The sequence below is a fragment of the Variovorax sp. PAMC28562 genome, assembly GCF_014303735.1.
Lineage (GTDB): Bacteria > Pseudomonadota > Gammaproteobacteria > Burkholderiales > Burkholderiaceae_C > Variovorax.
Genome location: NZ_CP060296.1, coordinates 446,077 through 462,255, shown reverse-complemented (window position 1 = coordinate 462,255; position 16,179 = coordinate 446,077). Strand labels below are relative to the sequence as shown.

At 64.7% G+C, this 16,179-nt stretch carries 11 protein-coding genes; 10 read left to right on the top strand and 1 reads right to left on the bottom strand.

The features are described 5' to 3' along the window. Nucleotides 1-4: 4 nt before the first annotated feature. From H7F36_RS02270 to H7F36_RS02225, 10 genes are all read left to right on the top strand, one after another. Nucleotides 5-676 (top strand): DUF4126 domain-containing protein, encoded by a 672-nt coding sequence (locus H7F36_RS02270; protein WP_187053153.1) that lies wholly within the window; start codon nucleotides 5-7, stop codon nucleotides 674-676. Further along, complete coding sequence (locus H7F36_RS02265; protein WP_187053152.1) at nucleotides 669-2,720, top strand: acetyl/propionyl/methylcrotonyl-CoA carboxylase subunit alpha; 2,052 nt, start codon at nucleotides 669-671, stop codon at nucleotides 2,718-2,720. Before H7F36_RS02270 ends, H7F36_RS02265 begins: the two co-directional genes overlap by 8 nt. Before the next feature lie 2 nt (nucleotides 2,721-2,722). Then, nucleotides 2,723-3,661 (top strand): 2-hydroxyacid dehydrogenase, encoded by a 939-nt coding sequence (locus H7F36_RS02260; protein ID WP_187053151.1) that lies wholly within the window; start codon nucleotides 2,723-2,725, stop codon nucleotides 3,659-3,661. A gap of 17 nt (nucleotides 3,662-3,678) precedes the next feature. Continuing rightward, nucleotides 3,679-4,599: a hydroxymethylglutaryl-CoA lyase gene (locus H7F36_RS02255; protein ID WP_187053150.1), complete on the top strand. Its 921-nt coding sequence runs from the start codon at nucleotides 3,679-3,681 to the stop codon at nucleotides 4,597-4,599. Beyond that, nucleotides 4,599-5,126, top strand: a complete 528-nt coding sequence (locus H7F36_RS02250) for a YbaK/EbsC family protein (protein ID WP_187053149.1) — start codon at nucleotides 4,599-4,601, stop codon at nucleotides 5,124-5,126. Before H7F36_RS02255 ends, H7F36_RS02250 begins: the two co-directional genes overlap by 1 nt. Next, complete coding sequence (locus H7F36_RS02245) at nucleotides 5,123-5,377, top strand: DUF1289 domain-containing protein (protein ID WP_187053148.1); 255 nt, start codon at nucleotides 5,123-5,125, stop codon at nucleotides 5,375-5,377. Before H7F36_RS02250 ends, H7F36_RS02245 begins: the two co-directional genes overlap by 4 nt. Continuing rightward, on the top strand, nucleotides 5,374-6,012 hold the full coding sequence (locus H7F36_RS02240) for a 2-hydroxychromene-2-carboxylate isomerase (RefSeq protein WP_187053147.1): 639 nt from the start codon (nucleotides 5,374-5,376) through the stop codon (nucleotides 6,010-6,012). Before H7F36_RS02245 ends, H7F36_RS02240 begins: the two co-directional genes overlap by 4 nt. Before the next feature lie 180 nt (nucleotides 6,013-6,192). Continuing rightward, complete coding sequence (locus H7F36_RS02235) at nucleotides 6,193-7,869, top strand: MFS transporter (RefSeq protein ID WP_222620424.1); 1,677 nt, start codon at nucleotides 6,193-6,195, stop codon at nucleotides 7,867-7,869. Between the two features lie 147 nt (nucleotides 7,870-8,016). Continuing rightward, nucleotides 8,017-13,860: an excinuclease ABC subunit UvrA gene (gene uvrA / locus H7F36_RS02230; RefSeq protein WP_187053146.1), complete on the top strand. Its 5,844-nt coding sequence runs from the start codon at nucleotides 8,017-8,019 to the stop codon at nucleotides 13,858-13,860. Nucleotides 13,861-14,223: 363 nt separating this feature from the next. Continuing rightward, complete coding sequence (locus H7F36_RS02225; protein ID WP_187053145.1) at nucleotides 14,224-15,297, top strand: Fic family protein; 1,074 nt, start codon at nucleotides 14,224-14,226, stop codon at nucleotides 15,295-15,297. A gap of 77 nt (nucleotides 15,298-15,374) precedes the next feature. Here the strand turns inward: H7F36_RS02225 and H7F36_RS02220 are convergent, their stop codons facing one another. Then, nucleotides 15,375-16,172, bottom strand: coding sequence for an HAD-IIB family hydrolase (locus tag H7F36_RS02220; RefSeq protein WP_187053144.1), 798 nt, complete (start codon nucleotides 16,170-16,172; stop codon nucleotides 15,375-15,377). Nucleotides 16,173-16,179: the final 7 nt, after the last annotated feature.

Sequence of the window (16,179 nt, the reverse complement as noted above, 5' to 3'; positions counted from 1 at the left end):
CCGAATGAACGCACTCGACATGCCTCAGCTGCTTGCACTCGCGGGCGCTATCGGTTGGGCCAGCGGCATACGGCTCTATCTCGTGATCCTGCTGGTCGGCCTCGCCGGCTACTTCGGCTGGATGCCGTTGCCCGGCGGACTGCAATTGCTGGCGAATCCGGTGGTGCTTGCCGCAAGCGGCTTCATGGTGTTCGTGGAATTTTTTGCCGACAAGATTCCGGGACTCGATTCGCTCTGGGACATGGTTCACACGGTCATCCGCGTGCCGGCTGGCGCTGCATTGGCCGCCGGCGTTTTTGGCGCCGACCACACCGCCATGGCGCTGGTCGCAGCGCTCGTGGGCGGCGGTTTGGCTGCCACAGCGCACACCGCCAAGGCGACGACGCGCGCCGCCATCAACACCTCGCCCGAACCCTTCAGCAATGTCGGTGCGTCGCTCGTCGAAGACGCTGCGGTGCCGACCGGTCTCTGGCTCGCCGTCGCGCATCCGCTGGTGTTCGGCGTGGTGTTCGTCATCGTGCTGATCGGGAGCGTGTGGCTCATTCGCAAGAGCTGGCGCTTCTTGCGTTCGCTCTTCAATCGCGTCGCGCGCATCTTCAGCGGTCGGCCCGATCCGGGCGTGACTTCCGCTTTTCAGTTCAAGAAGAAACCTTCGGAAGACAGCCCCCATGTTTAAAAAGATCCTGATCGCCAACAGAGGCGAGATCGCGTGCCGCGTCGCCGCCACCGCGCGCCGGATGGCGATCCGCACCGTCGCCGTGTACTCCGATGCCGACGCGCACGCCAACCATGTACGGGCCTGCGACGAGGCGGTTCATATCGGCGGCAGCGCGCCAAAAGACAGCTACTTGCGCTGGGAAAAGATCCTCGAAGCGGCCAAGGCCACGGGTGCCGAAGCGATCCATCCCGGCTATGGGTTTCTGAGCGAGAACGATGCGTTCGCCACGGCGTGCGCGGAGGCCGGCGTTGTCTTCATCGGCCCATCGCCTTCGGCCATCAGGGCGATGGGGCTCAAGGCCGAATCCAAGCAGCTCATGGAGAAGGCCGGCGTGCCGCTGGTGCCCGGCTACCACGGCCACGACCAGAGCCCGACGCTGTTGCAGCGCGAAGCCGATCGCATCGGCTACCCGGTGCTGATCAAGGCCAGCGCGGGCGGGGGCGGCAAGGGGATGCGCGTGGTCGACAAGGGCGAAGACTTCGCGGCTGCGCTGGCGTCGTGCCAGCGCGAAGCCATCAACAGCTTCGGAAACGACGCCGTGCTGATCGAAAAATACGTGCAGCGCCCGCGCCACATCGAGATCCAGGTGTTCGGGGACACGCACGGCGATTGCGTCTACCTGTTCGAGCGCGACTGCTCTGTGCAGCGGCGCCACCAAAAGGTGCTGGAAGAAGCGCCCGCGCCCGGCCTGACCGAAGCGATGCGCAAAGCGATGGGCGCGGCCGCCGTGTCGGCTGCCAGGGCGGTGAACTACGTCGGCGCGGGGACGGTCGAGTTCATCGTCGAGCAACGCGGTGAACAGGCAGCGGACGGCACGTCCGCGGGCGAAATGAACTTCTTCTTCATGGAGATGAATACGCGGCTGCAAGTCGAGCATCCCGTGACCGAAGCCATCACCGGCCTCGATTTGGTCGAGTGGCAACTGCGCGTGGCGTCGGGCGAGCCGTTGCCGTTAAAGCAGAGCGAACTCAAGATTCATGGCCATGCGATCGAAGCGCGCATCTGCGCCGAGAACCCGGACAACAACTTCTTGCCCGCGACCGGCAAGCTGCTGGTCTATCGCAAGCCGCCAGCGACTGCGTTTGAGCGCACGAACTTGAGCGACCCCAGTGTCGCGGTCCGCATCGACGACGGCGTGCGCGAAGGCGGCGAGATCTCGCCGTTCTACGACTCGATGATCGCCAAGCTCATCGTGCATGGCGCGGACCGTGCCGAAGCACTGGCGCGTCTCGATGCAGCGCTGGCGCAGGTGCACATCGTCGGCGTGGCGACCAACGTGCAGTTCCTGCGCGGTGTGCTGGCGACCGATTCGTTCGCCAACGCCAAGCTCGATACCGCATTGATCGAGCGAGAACGCGCCGTGCTGTTCGACCGTGAACCGCTTGGCCTGCCCTTGGCCGCCGCTGCGGCGATCACGCGCACGTTGATCGGCGAATGGCCGTCGAAGATGCCCGACCCGTTTGCGCGCCGCGATGGCTGGCGCGCGCTGGGCGAATACACGCGTCACTTCGATTTCGAGTTTCGGGGTGAAGACACGTCGGCCTTAGTGACCTACAAGCGGGATGGCAGCCTCTGGCTGAAAGTCGGCGACGTCGAAGGCGCGCTGGTCATCGGCCAGTTTCCAACCGGCGAGTTCGAAGTCGAATTCAACGGCGGACGGCACACGCTGAATGTGTACGAGAGTCAAGGCACGGCGCACGTGTTCGCGCAGCAGGGCGCCAGCAAGATCACCAGCGTCGACCGATTGGCGCATGCTGGCGAAACGCAGGCCGAAGGCGGCCGGCTGACCGCGCCGATGCCGGGCAAGGTGGTGTCGTTTTCCGTGAAAGCGGGCGACAGGGTCACCAAGGGCCAGCCGCTCGCCGTGATGGAGGCGATGAAGATGGAACACACCATCGCGGCACCGGCCGATGGCACGGTCGAAGAGCTCCTGTATGCGCCGGGTGATCAGGTGACCGAAGGGTCGGAGTTGCTGCGCATCGTCGCCGCAGTGGCTTCCTGATCATGCACATCACCGTCTGCCTCACCGATCTCAAACCCGACGCATGGGTCTCGGGCCTGCAACACGAATTTCCAGAGGCTCACGTTTCCGTCTGGCAACCCGGTGCGCCGCCGGCGGACCATGCCGTGGTCTGGTCACCGCCGCAGCGCATGCTCGACGAGCAGCCCGGCTTGCGAGGCCTCTTCAACATCGGGGCCGGCGTCGATGCACTGCTCAAGCTCAGGATGCCGCTGCACACGCGCATCGTGCGGGTCGAAGATGCGGGCATGGCGGTGCAGATGGCCGAGTACGTCTGCCACGCGCTGATTCGTCACTTTCGCGAGTTCGATGCCTACGAGGTCGATGCACGACAAGGCAGCTGGGGCTATCGGGCGCCGCGTCTGCGCTCGCAATTTCCGGTCGGCGTCATGGGGCTCGGCGTGCTGGGTGAGCGGGTCGCCAAGGCCGTGGCGCAATTCGACTTTCCGGTCAACGGCTGGAGCCGCTCGCCCAAGGACATCGCCGGTATTCGCAGCTTCGCCGGGCACCAAAGTCTGGATGCGTTTCTGGCGGAGAGCCGGGTGCTGGTGTGCCTGCTTCCGGTCACGCCCGACACCCGCGGCATCCTGCGGCGCGAGACGTTGACCAAGCTGAACGGCGGCGCGCCGGGCGGCTACGTCATCAACGTTGCACGCGGCGCGCATCTGGTCGAGGCCGACCTGATCCCGCTGCTGGACGCCGGGCAGCTCGACGGCGCGACGCTCGACGTGTTCGAGACCGAACCGCTGCCGGCCGACCATCCGTTCTGGCGGCATCCGAAGATCACCGTGACGCCCCATGCGTCGGCGCGCACGTTGCGCGAAGAATCTATCGCGCAGATCGTCTCGAAAATCCGTGCCGTCGAAGGGGGTGCGGGCTTTGACGGGATGGCGGGCGTGGTCGACCTCGAACGCGGATACTGACTTTTCCAGGAGATCCCATGAAGCTTCCCCCCAAAGTGAAAATCGTCGATGTCGGCCCGCGCGACGGCTTGCAGAACGAAAAAAACCCGGTGTCGGCCGAGGTCAAGATCGGCCTTGTTCATCGCCTGCAAGACGCCGGCGTGCGCGAGATCGAGGTCACCAGTTTCGTCAGCCCGAAGTGGGTACCGCAGATGGCCGACAACGCGGAGGTGATGCACGGCATCCAGCGCAAGGCCGGCGTGCGTTACTCGGTGTTGACGCCCAACATGAAAGGCTTCGAGGCCGCCATCGCAGCCCCCCGCAACGAGTGGCCCGACGAGATCGTGGTGTTCGGCGCGGCCAGCGAAGCCTTCAGCCAGAAGAACATCAACTGCTCGATTGCCGAAAGCATCGAGCGCTTTGCGCCGGTGGTGGCGGCTGCGCGCGAGCACGGCATCTATGTACGCGGTGCGATGTCGTGCACCGTCGGCTGCCCTTATGAAGGCGATGTCGCTCCCGAGGCGGTGGGTCGCCTGGCCGGGCTGATGCGTGGCATCGGCGTGCAGCACCTCGGCGTGGCCGACACCATCGGCGTGGGCACGCCGGTGAAGGTGCAGCGCGCCATCGAGGCGACGCTGCAGCACTACGGCATCGACGACATCTCCGGGCACTTTCACGACACCTATGGGCAGGCACTCGGCAACACGCTGGCCAGTCTGGAGATGGGCGTGTGGCAGTTCGACACTTCGTCGGCCGGACTCGGCGGTTGCCCGTATGCCAAGGGCGCCACCGGCAATGTCGCGACCGAAGACGTGGTCTACATGCTGCAGGGCATGGGCATCGATACCGGCATCGATCTGGACAAGCTCATCGATGCCGGCGTGTACATCAGCCAGGCGCTGGGGCGAGAGCCGAATTCGCGGGCGTCCAAGGCGATCCGTACAAAGCGGGAAGCCTGATGTGCGGCTCTGAACTGCACGCGCTGCCCGAGTCGGTACAGCGCGTCGCGCGGGTGCTGCAGCACGCCGGTCACGCGCACGCGCCACAGATGCTCGACGACGCTGCACGCACCGCGCAACAAGCGGCCGACGCACTCGGCATCGCGGTCGGGCAGATCGCGAAGAGCATCATCTTCCGGCGCAAAAGCGACGATGCAGCGGTGCTGATCATTACCTCGGGCGATCGCCGGGTGGACGAGAAAAAGGTCGACGCCATCGTCGGCAAGACCGGGCGTGCCGATGCCGATTTCGTGAAGGCGAAGACCGGCTTCTCCATCGGCGGCGTGTCGCCTTTCGCGCATGCCACGCCGTCCGTGACGTTGATCGATCGCGAGTTGTTTCGCTTCGACGAAGTGTGGGCGGCCGCGGGTCATCCGCATTCGGTGGTGCGACTGGCACCGAAAGACATCGAGCGCTTCACCGGTGCACCAGTGGCCGACGTCACGGTGCAGGTGACGGCGGTGGATGTGGCGGCGCCTGCGCAATGAAAGTACGCGAAGTGCTGCCTGAGCCGGTCGTGCCTTCGCCCTGCGTTTCGGTCTGTCGCATGGTGACCGAGACGGCACTCTGCGAAGGATGCTTTCGGACCATTCCAGAGATCGCTGGGTGGCGGCACATGAGCGACGTCGAGAAGTGCGCCGTGTGGGGACTCATCGATCGACGCTCCTCGGGAACGCGGACGCAAGCAGAAGCAGAAGTGAAAGCAAAAGAGAACGAGAAGGACAAGACATCGACATGAAGCACATCACTTTCTATCTCGACTTTATTTCGCCCTATGCCTATCTGGCGTTCGAGCGACTGCCCGACGCGCTCGAAGGGCTCAGCTACAGCGTCAGCTACAAGCCGCTGCTGCTCGGCGCGCTGTTCATGCACCACGGTCACGTGGCGCCTGCCGACGTGCCGTCCAAGCGCGCCTGGGTCTACCGGCAGGCACTGTGGCTCGGCCGCGCGAACGGCATTCCCATCGACATGCCGGCCAGCCATCCGTACAACCCGCTGCCGCACCTGCGGCTCGCGCTGGCAACGACGCACACAGGCGAGATCAGTCGCTATGTGGCAGAGACGATCTTTCATGACGTGTGGCGCGGTGGTGGCGATGCGGCGGACCCGGTACGCCTGGCTTCATTGGCATCGCGGCTGACGCTGGTGCGAGACAGCAGAGGCGAGGAGGCCAAGGTTCAGTTGCGTGCCAATACCGAAGAGGCGGCGACTGCCGGTGTGTTCGGCGTGCCCGCGTATTCGGTCGAGGGGCAGGCGGTGTGGGGCTTCGACAGCTTGCCGATGCTGCGCGCGATGGTCGAGGGCGACCCCTGGTTCGACAGCGCGGCATGGCGCGATGCGGCTGACCGGCCCGGGATCGTCCGCGCGAAATAAAAGCGTGAAGGGCGCCGCAGAGGCGTGTTTTCTTGCATCCTGAAACCGACCCCACGGGTTTCCCCTCGAACTGTCAGCGTCGGTTCAGTTTGGTGAAAGTCTCGGGTCAGTCGTCGCTTCAAGAATGCGGTGCGGTCTCGTGAGGAGGCCGCATCCGAATTTCAAACAGGAGACGACGCAATGGCAGCCACACTGGATTCGAAGGGGGTTCCGCATCCGGCCCCCCGGCCCATGACTCCCGAGGAACGCAAGGTGATCTTCGCCTCGTCCCTTGGCACGGTGTTCGAGTGGTACGACTTTTATCTGTACGGAACATTGGCGGCCATCATCGGTCGCCAGTTCTTCTCGAACCTCGACCCCAACTCGCAAGTCATCTTCTCGCTGCTCGCCTTTGCAGCCGGTTTCCTGGTGCGTCCGTTCGGCGCCATCGTGTTCGGCCGGCTGGGCGACATGATCGGCCGCAAGTACACCTTCCTGATCACGATTTTGATCATGGGCCTGTCGACTTTCATCGTCGGCCTGCTGCCCAGCTACGGCACCATCGGCGTTGCCGCGCCGGTCATCCTGATCGCGCTTCGCATGCTGCAGGGCCTGGCGCTCGGTGGCGAGTACGGCGGTGCTGCAACGTATGTTGCCGAGCACGCGCCGCACGGCAAGCGTGGGGCCTACACATCGTGGATTCAAACCACTGCGACGCTGGGACTCTTCCTTTCGCTGCTGGTGATCCTGGGCGTGCGCACTGTGCTCGGCGAGCCTGAGTTCGCTGCCTGGGGCTGGCGCATCCCGTTCCTGGTGTCGGTGCTGCTGCTCGCCGTATCGGTGTGGATTCGCCTGTCGCTTTCCGAATCGCCGGCGTTCCAGAAAATGAAGGCCGAGGGCAAGACCTCGAAGGCGCCGCTGTCGGAATCGTTCGGCGAATGGAAGAACCTGAAGATCGTCATCCTCGCGCTCGTCGGTCTGACCATGGGCCAGGCGGTCGTCTGGTACACCGGCCAGTTCTACACGCAGTTCTTCTTGACCGGCTCGCTGCAGGTCGACGGTGCGACGACCAACGTGCTGGTGGCACTGTCCCTCTTGATCGGCACGCCTTTCTTCCTGATCTTCGGTTCGCTGTCCGACCGGATCGGCCGCAAGCCCATCATCATGGCCGGCCTGCTGATCGCCGCGGTGACGTACTTCCCGATCTTCCGCATGCTGACCGAAGCGGCCAATCCGGATCTGGCGAAAGCGCAAGCCGCATCGAAGGTCGTCGTGACCGCGGACCCGAGCGAATGCTCGTTCCAGTTCAACCCGACCGGTACGGCCAAGTTCACCAGTTCGTGCGACATCGCCAAGCAGGTGCTGGCCACGCGTTCTGTGAGCTACGACACGGCTGACGGCACCGGCACGGCCAAGATCTCGATCGGCGACAAGGTCATCGAGTCTTACGCCAGCAAGGGCCTGCCGGCCGACGAAGCCAAGAAGAAGGACGCCGACTTCAAGGCCGCCATCGGCGCTGCATTGAAGGAGCATGGCTACCCGACCAAGGCCGACCCCGAGAAGATGAACAAGCCGATGATCGTGCTGCTGCTCACCATCCTGGTGATCTACGTGACGATGGTTTACGGCCCGATCGCTGCCATGCTGGTGGAGATGTTCCCGACCCGCATCCGCTACACCTCGATGAGCCTGCCGTACCACATCGGCAACGGCTGGTTCGGCGGCCTGCTGCCGGCCACGGCGCTGGCGATCGTGGCGCAGACGGGAAATATGTACAACGGGCTTTGGTATCCGATCGTGATCGCTTTGATCACCTTGGTGATCGGCGTCATATTCGTCCGCGAAACCAAGGACGTGGACATCTACGCGAACGACTGATTCACGCTGAATGCGCGAGAGCCCCGCGACCGAAAGGCCGCGGGGCTTTTTTTATGGCGTCGGGGCTGACAGCAGCCTGCGCAAGACCCTGCCACGGCGCTGCCACGGCACGCTGCCCATAATGTTTGCCCCACCTCCAGGCAAGCAATGACACAGGGCTCCATTCGCATCCGCGGCGCACGCCAGCACAATCTCCAGAACATCGACATCGACATCCACACGGGTGAGATGACGGTGGTCACCGGCCCCAGCGGTTCGGGCAAGTCGAGCCTGGTGTTCGACACGCTCTATGCAGAAGGGCAGCGCCGCTACGTCGAGACCTTCTCTGCCTATGCGCGCCAGTTCCTCGACCGCATGGACAAGCCGGCGGTCGACAAGGTGGAGGGCGTGCCGCCCGCCATTGCCATCGACCAGACCAACCCGGTGCGGTCGTCGCGCTCGACGGTCGGCACCATGACCGAGCTGAACGATCACCTGAAGCTGCTCTACGCGCGCGCGTCGCAGTTGTTCGACCGCGAAACTTCGTTGCCGGTGCGGCACGATTCGCCCGACTCGATCTACACCGCGTTGGCCGTGCGCGCGGCCGCTGCTGGCGACCCGCGCGTGGTGCTGACGTTTCCGGTCGAACTGCCGGCGGCGACCAGTACCGAAGAAGTGACGCAATGGCTGTCGGCCAGCGGGTTCACCCGCGTGCAGGCCGAGCGCGAAGTGGCAACGCCGACCGGCCCGCGCAAGGTGCTCGACGTGGTGGCCGACCGCTTTCGCATCGCCGGTGCCGAACGGGCGCGCGTGCTGGAAGCCATCGAGACTGCGCTCAAACGCGGCGCGGGACGGCTGACGGTTTATGCATCGCTGCCCGCGCCCGTCCTCGCGGCAGATGGCGTCGTCGAAGGCGCTGTCGTTCCCGAGCCGGCGCAAGAGATCTGGAAGTTCTCCACCGGCCTGCATTGCCCCGAGAGCGACATTCGTTACACCGACCCGATCCCGTCGATGTTCTCGTTCAACTCGGCTGTGGGCGCCTGTGAAACCTGCCGCGGGTTCGGCCGGGTGATCGGCGTCGACCTCGGGCTGGTCATTCCGAACGACCGGCTGACGCTGCGTGCGGGTGCCATCAAGACCATCCAGACGCCCGCGTGGAAAGAGGCGCAGGACGATCTGATGCGCCACGCCGAAGCCGCCGGCATTCCGCGCGACACGCCGTGGAACAAACTGACCGACGAGCAGAAGCAATGGGTCATCGAAGGCTCGCCCAACTGGAAGGGCAAGTGGAACCAGCAGTGGTTCGGCGTCAAACGTTTCTTCGCCTATCTGGAAAGCAAGGCCTACAAGATGCACATCCGCGTCTTGTTGTCGAAGTACCGCAGCTACACGCAGTGCCCGACGTGCGCCGGCGCCCGGCTGAAGCTCGACAGCCTGTTGTGGCGCATCGGTAGCAAGGCCGATGCCGACGCCGTGTTGCCGCCCGAAAAGCGCTTCATGCCGATGGGCGTGAAGTGGTCGCGCGCGCAGCTCGAGTCGCTGCCGGGGCTGTGCCTGCACGATCTGATGATGCTGTCGATCGAGCGGCTGCGGCGGTTCTTCGATGGGCAGCAGCCCTCGGCTGAGCGCCCCCATCCCAACCTTCCCCCAAAGGAGGAAGGAGCAAGTCAAGGGGACGCCCAGGCATTGAAGCTGCTCTTCGAAGAAATCACCACCCGCCTGCGCTACCTGCACGACGTCGGCATCGGTTACCTCACGCTCGATCGGCAAAGCCGCACGCTGAGCGGTGGCGAGGTGCAGCGCATCAACCTGACGACGGCACTCGGCACCTCGCTGGTCAACACCTTGTTCGTGCTCGACGAACCCAGCATCGGGCTGCATCCGCGCGACATGAACCGCATCACCGAGGCCATGCTGCGGCTGCGCGACGCGGGCAACACGCTGGTGGTGGTCGAGCACGACCCGGCCGTGATGCTGGCGGCCGATCGGGTGATCGACATGGGGCCGGGCCCCGGTATTCGCGGCGGCCAGATCGTGTTCGACGGTACGACCGACCAGCTGCGCGATGCCGACACGCTCACCGGCAACTACCTCGGCGGTCGCAAGAAGATCGGCATGGGCTTCAAGCGCCTGGTGAGCGAGAACACGCACCGGCTCATCCTCGAAGGTGTGCGCGAGCACAACCTGCAGAACATCACGGTCGAGCTGCCGTTGCAGCGGCTGGTGTGCATCACCGGCGTCAGCGGTTCGGGCAAGTCGACGCTGGTGCAGGACGTGCTCGCGCCCGCGTTGATGCGGTACTTCGGCAAGACCACCGAAACGCCCGGAGCGTTCGATCGGATGCTCGGCGCGGACTACCTGAGCGATGTGGTCTTCGTCGATCAATCGCCCATCGGCAAGACCGCGCGCTCCAACCCTGCGAGCTATGTCGGCGCGTGGGATGCCATCCGCGAGATCTTCGCGACGGCGGCGTTGTCGCGCCAGCGTGGCTACACGGCCAGCAAGTTCAGCTCCAACTCAGGCGATGGGCGCTGCCCGACTTGCGGCGGCTCGGGGTTCGAGCACGTCGAGATGCAGTTCCTGTCGGACGTGTACTTGCGTTGCCCCGATTGCGACGGCAAACGCTACCGGCCCGAGATTCTCGAAGTGACGGTCGAGCGTGGCGGCAAGAACTACAACGTCGCCGACGTGCTCGACCTGACCGTCGCCGAAGCCGCATCGGTATTCGCGGCCGACCGCGAAGTGCTTCGCGTGCTGCAACCCATCATCGACGTGGGGCTCGACTACGTGAAGCTCGGCCAGCCGGTGCCGACCTTGTCGGGCGGCGAAGCCCAGCGGCTCAAGCTCGCCGGCTTCCTGGCCGAAGCTGCCAAGAGCGCGACATCGAGCAAGCAGGCGGTGGCGCGCAAGGGCACGCTGTTCCTGTTCGACGAGCCGACCACCGGCCTGCATTTCGACGACATCGCGCGGCTGATGCGGGCCCTGCGCAAACTGCTTGACGCCGGTCATTCGCTGGTCGTGATCGAGCACAACCTGGACGTGATCCGCGCCAGCGACTGGCTGATCGACCTCGGCCCCGAAGGCGGCGAGGGTGGTGGCCAAGTGGTGGCGACCGGCACGCCCGAGGCCTTGCGCGAAGACCGCGCATCGCTCACCGGCGCAGCATTGGCCGACTATGAACTGGCGATCGGCCCCGACGCCTACAAGGTGGCCGAGCGCAATGCGCGCCGCTATTCGGGCAAGACGAAAACCAAGGCGCCGGGCAGCAACGCGATCCAGATCGTGAACGCGCGCGAGCACAACCTGAAGAACCTTTCCGTCGACATTCCGCGCGGCAAGTTCAGCGTGGTCACCGGCGTCAGCGGCTCTGGCAAGTCAACGCTCGCGTTCGACATCCTCTTCAACGAAGGGCAGCGCCGTTACCTCGAATCGCTGAACGCGTATGCGCGCAGCATCGTGCAGCCGGCGGGTCGGCCCGAGGTCGACGCGGTGTATGGCATTCCACCCACGGTGGCGATCGAGCAGCGCCTGTCGCGTGGCGGCCGCAAGAGCACGGTCGGCACCACCACCGAGGTGTGGCACTTTTTGCGGCTGCTGTACGTCAAGCTCGGCATCCAGCATTGCGTCAACGACGGTGCAGCCGTGCAGCCGCAAACGCCCGACAGCATCGCGGCGCAGTTGCTGAAGAATTTCCGTGGGCAGCACATCGGTTTGCTGGCGCCGTTGGTGAGCAATCGCAAGGGCGTGTACACCGAACTCGCCGATTGGGCCCGTCCGCGTGGCTTCACGCATTTGCGTGTCGACGGCGGTTTCTTGCCGACGACCGGTTTTCCTCGCATCGACCGTTTCAAGGAGCACAGCATCGAACTGCCGGTGGCGAGTCTCGATGTGCTGCCGGAGAACGAAGCCGAGTTGCGCGACGCGCTGCGCCGCGCGCTGGAACATGGCAAGGGCGTCGTTCATGTGTTGAGCGAACTCACCGGCCTGCGCGCCGCGATGATGGCCAACGCGCCGACCCATGGCATCGGCCACGTGCATGTGTTCTCTACGTTGCGGGCCTGCCCGATCTGCAGCACCAGCTACACCGAACTCGACCCGCGGCTCTTCTCGTACAACAGCAAGCACGGCTGGTGTCCCGATTGCGTCGGCACCGGCGTCAAGCTGAACAAGGACCAACGCAAGGTGTTCGACGACTCGGTGCTCGGCGCCGACCAGAAGGGCCGCGAGCAAACCTTTGCGGAGCCGGAGGCCGAAGACGTCGGTGACGTGGCCTGCCCGACCTGCGAAGGCACGCGGCTGAATGCGATCGCGCGTGCCGTACTGTTCGGAGCCGCGCCCGACGCACCGGCCACAGGCGCCGTGAACCCGTTCGGCCTGGGCGGCATCGGCATCACGCAACTCGCGCGCATGAGCGTGATCGAAGTGCGCGAGTGGTTCGAAACACTGCAGCTGGTCGGGCGCGAAGCGGAGATCGCGCGTGACCTGGTACCGGAAATCAAGAGCCGCCTCGAATTCCTCAAGGAAGTCGGACTCGGCTACCTCACGCTCGACCGTGGCGCGCCCACATTGAGCGGCGGCGAGGCCCAGCGCATTCGCCTGGCGGCGCAGCTCGGCAGCAACCTGCAGGGCGTTTGCTATGTGCTCGACGAGCCGACCATCGGACTGCATGCACGCGACAACCAGATCCTTCTCGACGCGCTGCACAAGCTCGGCGAAAAAGGCAACACGCTGGTGGTGGTCGAGCACGACGAAGACACGATCCGGCGCGCCGACCACATCATCGACATCGGCCCGAGCGCGGGCAAGCGCGGCGGGCGACTCGTGGCCGAGGGCTCGGTCGCCGACATCGAGGCAGCGGCCGATTCGCAGACTGGCCGCTATCTGCGCGATGCCATCAAGCATCCGCTGCAGGAGCGCCGCCCGGTGCCGGCGCCCGAAGTGGGTGCCCCCGGCTGGTTGACGGTGCGCGGTGCCAATCTGCACAACCTGCAGGAGGTGACGGCGTCGTTGCCGTTGCATCGATTGGTGGCGGTCACCGGCGTCAGCGGCTCGGGCAAGTCGACGCTGGCGCGCGACGTGCTGCTGGCCAACGTGTATGCGATCGTGGTGCAGCGAATGACCAAGGCCGGCCGCGATAACGATGCCGCAGGCAAGCGCGCCAGGTGGGCCGGCTGCAGCGCGGTCGAGGGCTACGAAACCATCGACCGCGTGCTGGAAGTCGACCAGACGCCGATCGGCAAGACGCCGCGCAGCTGCCCTGCCACCTACATCGGTTTCTGGGACACCATCCGGAAGCTGTTCGCCGACACGCTGGAAGCCAAGGCCCGCGGCTACGGTCCGGCGCGCTTCAGCTTCAACACCGGAGAAGGCCGCTGCGCTGGATGCGACGGTGCCGGTGTGCGCACTATCGAGATGAGCTTTTTGCCCGACGTGAAGGTGCCGTGCGAGGTGTGTCACGGCGCGCGCTTCAATCCCGAGACGCTGGCGGTGAGCTGGCGCGGCAAGAGCATCGGCGAAGTGCTGCAGATGGAGGTAGACGATGCCGTCGAATTCTTCGCGGCCATGCCGAACATCAGCCATCCAATGCAGTTGCTGAAAGACGTGGGGCTCGGCTACCTGACGTTGGGCCAGCCGTCTCCGACGCTGAGCGGCGGCGAGGCGCAGCGCATCAAGCTGGTGACCGAACTGAGCAAGGTGCGCGACGACATCACACGGCGCGGTCAGAAGGCGCCGCACACGTTGTACGTGCTGGACGAGCCGACCGTCGGGCTGCACATGGCCGATGTCGAGAAGCTGATCCATGTGCTGCACCGGCTGGTGAACGGCGGGCATAGCGTGGTGGTGATCGAGCACGATCTGGATGTCGTCGCCGAGGCCGACTGGGTCATCGACCTTGGGCCTGAAGGTGGTAACGCCGGTGGGCGCGTCGTGGCGGCGGCGCCGCCGGAAGAAGTGGTGCGTTTGGGCACGCACACCGGCGTGGCGTTGGGGCCTGTGCTGGCGCGGGCATAGGCGCGTTGGGTGGCGCTGCGCTGGAGGGGTTTGCGCCGGCGGCGTACCTGCCGCTGCGCATCAGGGTGCGCACGTCGCGGGCGGGACTTCCCGATTGCTGGCCGGAAGCTGGCTCGGTCCAATTTGGGCCCAGTCAAGGAGTCTCCCTCATGTCCTCGGCCCGGTACACCCAATTTGCGCAGGACACGATGGCGCGGGAGAAGGTCTTGATCGAGAAACTGGGGCTGGCGAAGGGGCAGTAGGGGGGGGCGTTACGTGCATAACTTTAGCCGTTCTTTAAACACGTCGGCGCCAACGTGTATAGAAATTCAAGTTTTCTATGCATGTTGGAGATAACATGCAAGAAAACTTTAATCCAGTCTGATGCACAGCCTCCCGCCCCTTGAGCAGCTCGATGCCGGGCGTTTTGACACGCCGGCAATCCTGAAAAAGCTCGCCAGCGCGAGCCGCCAACTTGCCGAACTCAAAGGCATCGCGGCGGCGATCCCGAATCAAGACATTCTGATCAACACGCTGGGCCTCCAGGAAGCCAAAGCCAGCTCCGAGATCGAGAACATCATCACGACGCACGATGAACTGTTCAAGGACGATGTGCTGCCCGAGGCCTTTGCCAACCCGGCCGCCAAGGAAGTGCTGCGCTATCGCCAGGCGCTACGGATCGGCTTCGATCTGGTGCGCAGCAGCGGGTTGATCACCTCCAATCAGATCGTCGAGATCCAATCGGAACTGGAGCGCAACAACGCCGGTTTTCGCAAGCTGCCGGGCACGGCTCTGAAAGATGGCGCCGGCCGCACCGTCTACACGCCGCCGCAAGACCCGGCCGAGATCGTCGCGCTGATGCGTGGGTTGGAGCGCTTCATCAACGAGCCCGACTTGTTTGCTGTCGATCCCCTGATCAAGATGGCGCTGATCCATCATCAGTTCGAGAGCATTCACCCGTTCTACGACGGCAACGGCCGCACCGGGCGCATCGTCAACGTGCTCTACCTGGTCAAGGAGGGGCTGCTCGATAGCCCGGTGCTCTACCTGAGCAGCTACATCATGCGCAACAAGGCCGATTACTACCGCTTGTTGCAAACGGTGCGCACCGAAAACCGATGGGAAGAATGGGTGCTGTACCTGCTGGAGGCGGTGCAACAGACGGCGGCGCAAACCATTGGGACCATCAACGCGATCAAGGCCGCACTGGCCGACTACAAGCAACGCATCCGCGCGGGCTACAAGTTCTACAGCCAGGATTTGATCAACAACCTGTTCATGCATCCGTATACCAAGATCGAATTCATCCAGCGGGACTTGCAGCTGTCACGCCTGACCGCGACCAAGTACCTGGACGCCCTGGCCGAGGGCGGGTTCGTACGCAAGCAGAAGGTCGGTCGCAGCAACTACTACGTCAATCTGGCGCTCACCGCGATCCTGCAGGGCGACGGTGCGTGAACGCCAAAGCCGCGGTGCGCTCAACAAGTCCCGGCTTGCTCGATTGACTCGGCTCGCCGTGTGGCCAAGTCCGAACCTCAGCGCACGACGCGACTTTCCAGTACCGCCCGCGCCACTTCGGCAAACCCCGCACCACGCTCCCCCTGCGTGATGTAGCGCGGCAGGTGCGTCAGCTTGGGCACGAAGCGCTGCACATTCGCCACGCCGATGCTGTGCGCAAAGGCTTCAAACATCAGTTGGTCGTTGGTCGAATCGCCGACGTAGGCCCAGCGGTTGATCTCCGGGTCCAGCGCGCGGCCCCACAGTTCGCGCACGATCCAGCGCGCGCCGACCAGCTTGTTGTGGTTGCCGTACCAGCCGTTGATGTGGATGCTGCTGACCGTCGCGTGCAGGCCTTCGCTGCGCATCAGCGCGACCACGGCGGCAATTTGCACCTCGTCCAACTGCGCAAGCTCGCTGTGGTCGATGGCGATGTCGGTCTCACGCCCCGGTGAGTCGGTGGCGCGCTGCGCGCCGGGGATTTCGTGCTCGATGCGCGCCAGCACGCCTTGCATGCACGTGAAGTTGACGGCGCGCGTAGTGGCGTCTTGCTGGTAGCGCTTGATTAACACGCCCGCGTGGTCGGCAATCAGCGCCACCGCACCGTTCTCGGCAACGATCGCATCGACCGGCCATGCAGCTGCGAAGGGCGCGCTCCAGCCGACCGGCCGTCCGGTGATGGCGACGACGTTCATGCCAATTGCCTTCAAGTCATGCAACGCCTGCAGCGCGTCGTCCGTGATCGCGCCTTCGGTCGTCAGCGTGTCGTCGATGTCTGTGAAGACACCGATGAGATGGCGCCGCGCGTCGGCGGGCCAATCGGCAAGCGGCAGCATGGCGCGC

Excerpts from the sequence above, each read along its gene's own strand:
- H7F36_RS02225 (WP_187053145.1), top strand. The coding sequence starts at position 14,224 with ATGCACAGCCTCCCGCCCCTTGAGCAGCTCGATGCCGGGCGTTTTGAC.
- H7F36_RS02250 (WP_187053149.1), top strand. The coding sequence starts at position 4,599 with ATGTGCGGCTCTGAACTGCACGCGCTGCCCGAGTCGGTACAGCGCGTC.
- H7F36_RS02240 (WP_187053147.1), top strand. The coding sequence starts at position 5,374 with ATGAAGCACATCACTTTCTATCTCGACTTTATTTCGCCCTATGCCTAT.
- H7F36_RS02270 (WP_187053153.1), top strand. The coding sequence starts at position 5 with ATGAACGCACTCGACATGCCTCAGCTGCTTGCACTCGCGGGCGCTATC.
- H7F36_RS02260 (WP_187053151.1), top strand. The coding sequence starts at position 2,723 with ATGCACATCACCGTCTGCCTCACCGATCTCAAACCCGACGCATGGGTC.
- H7F36_RS02265 (WP_187053152.1), top strand. The coding sequence starts at position 669 with ATGTTTAAAAAGATCCTGATCGCCAACAGAGGCGAGATCGCGTGCCGC.
- uvrA (WP_187053146.1), top strand. The coding sequence starts at position 8,017 with ATGACACAGGGCTCCATTCGCATCCGCGGCGCACGCCAGCACAATCTC.
- H7F36_RS02255 (WP_187053150.1), top strand. The coding sequence starts at position 3,679 with ATGAAGCTTCCCCCCAAAGTGAAAATCGTCGATGTCGGCCCGCGCGAC.
- H7F36_RS02235 (WP_222620424.1), top strand. The coding sequence starts at position 6,193 with ATGGCAGCCACACTGGATTCGAAGGGGGTTCCGCATCCGGCCCCCCGG.
- H7F36_RS02245 (WP_187053148.1), top strand. The coding sequence starts at position 5,123 with ATGAAAGTACGCGAAGTGCTGCCTGAGCCGGTCGTGCCTTCGCCCTGC.
- H7F36_RS02220 (WP_187053144.1), bottom strand. The coding sequence starts at position 16,172 with ATGCTGCCGCTTGCCGATTGGCCCGCCGACGCGCGGCGCCATCTCATC.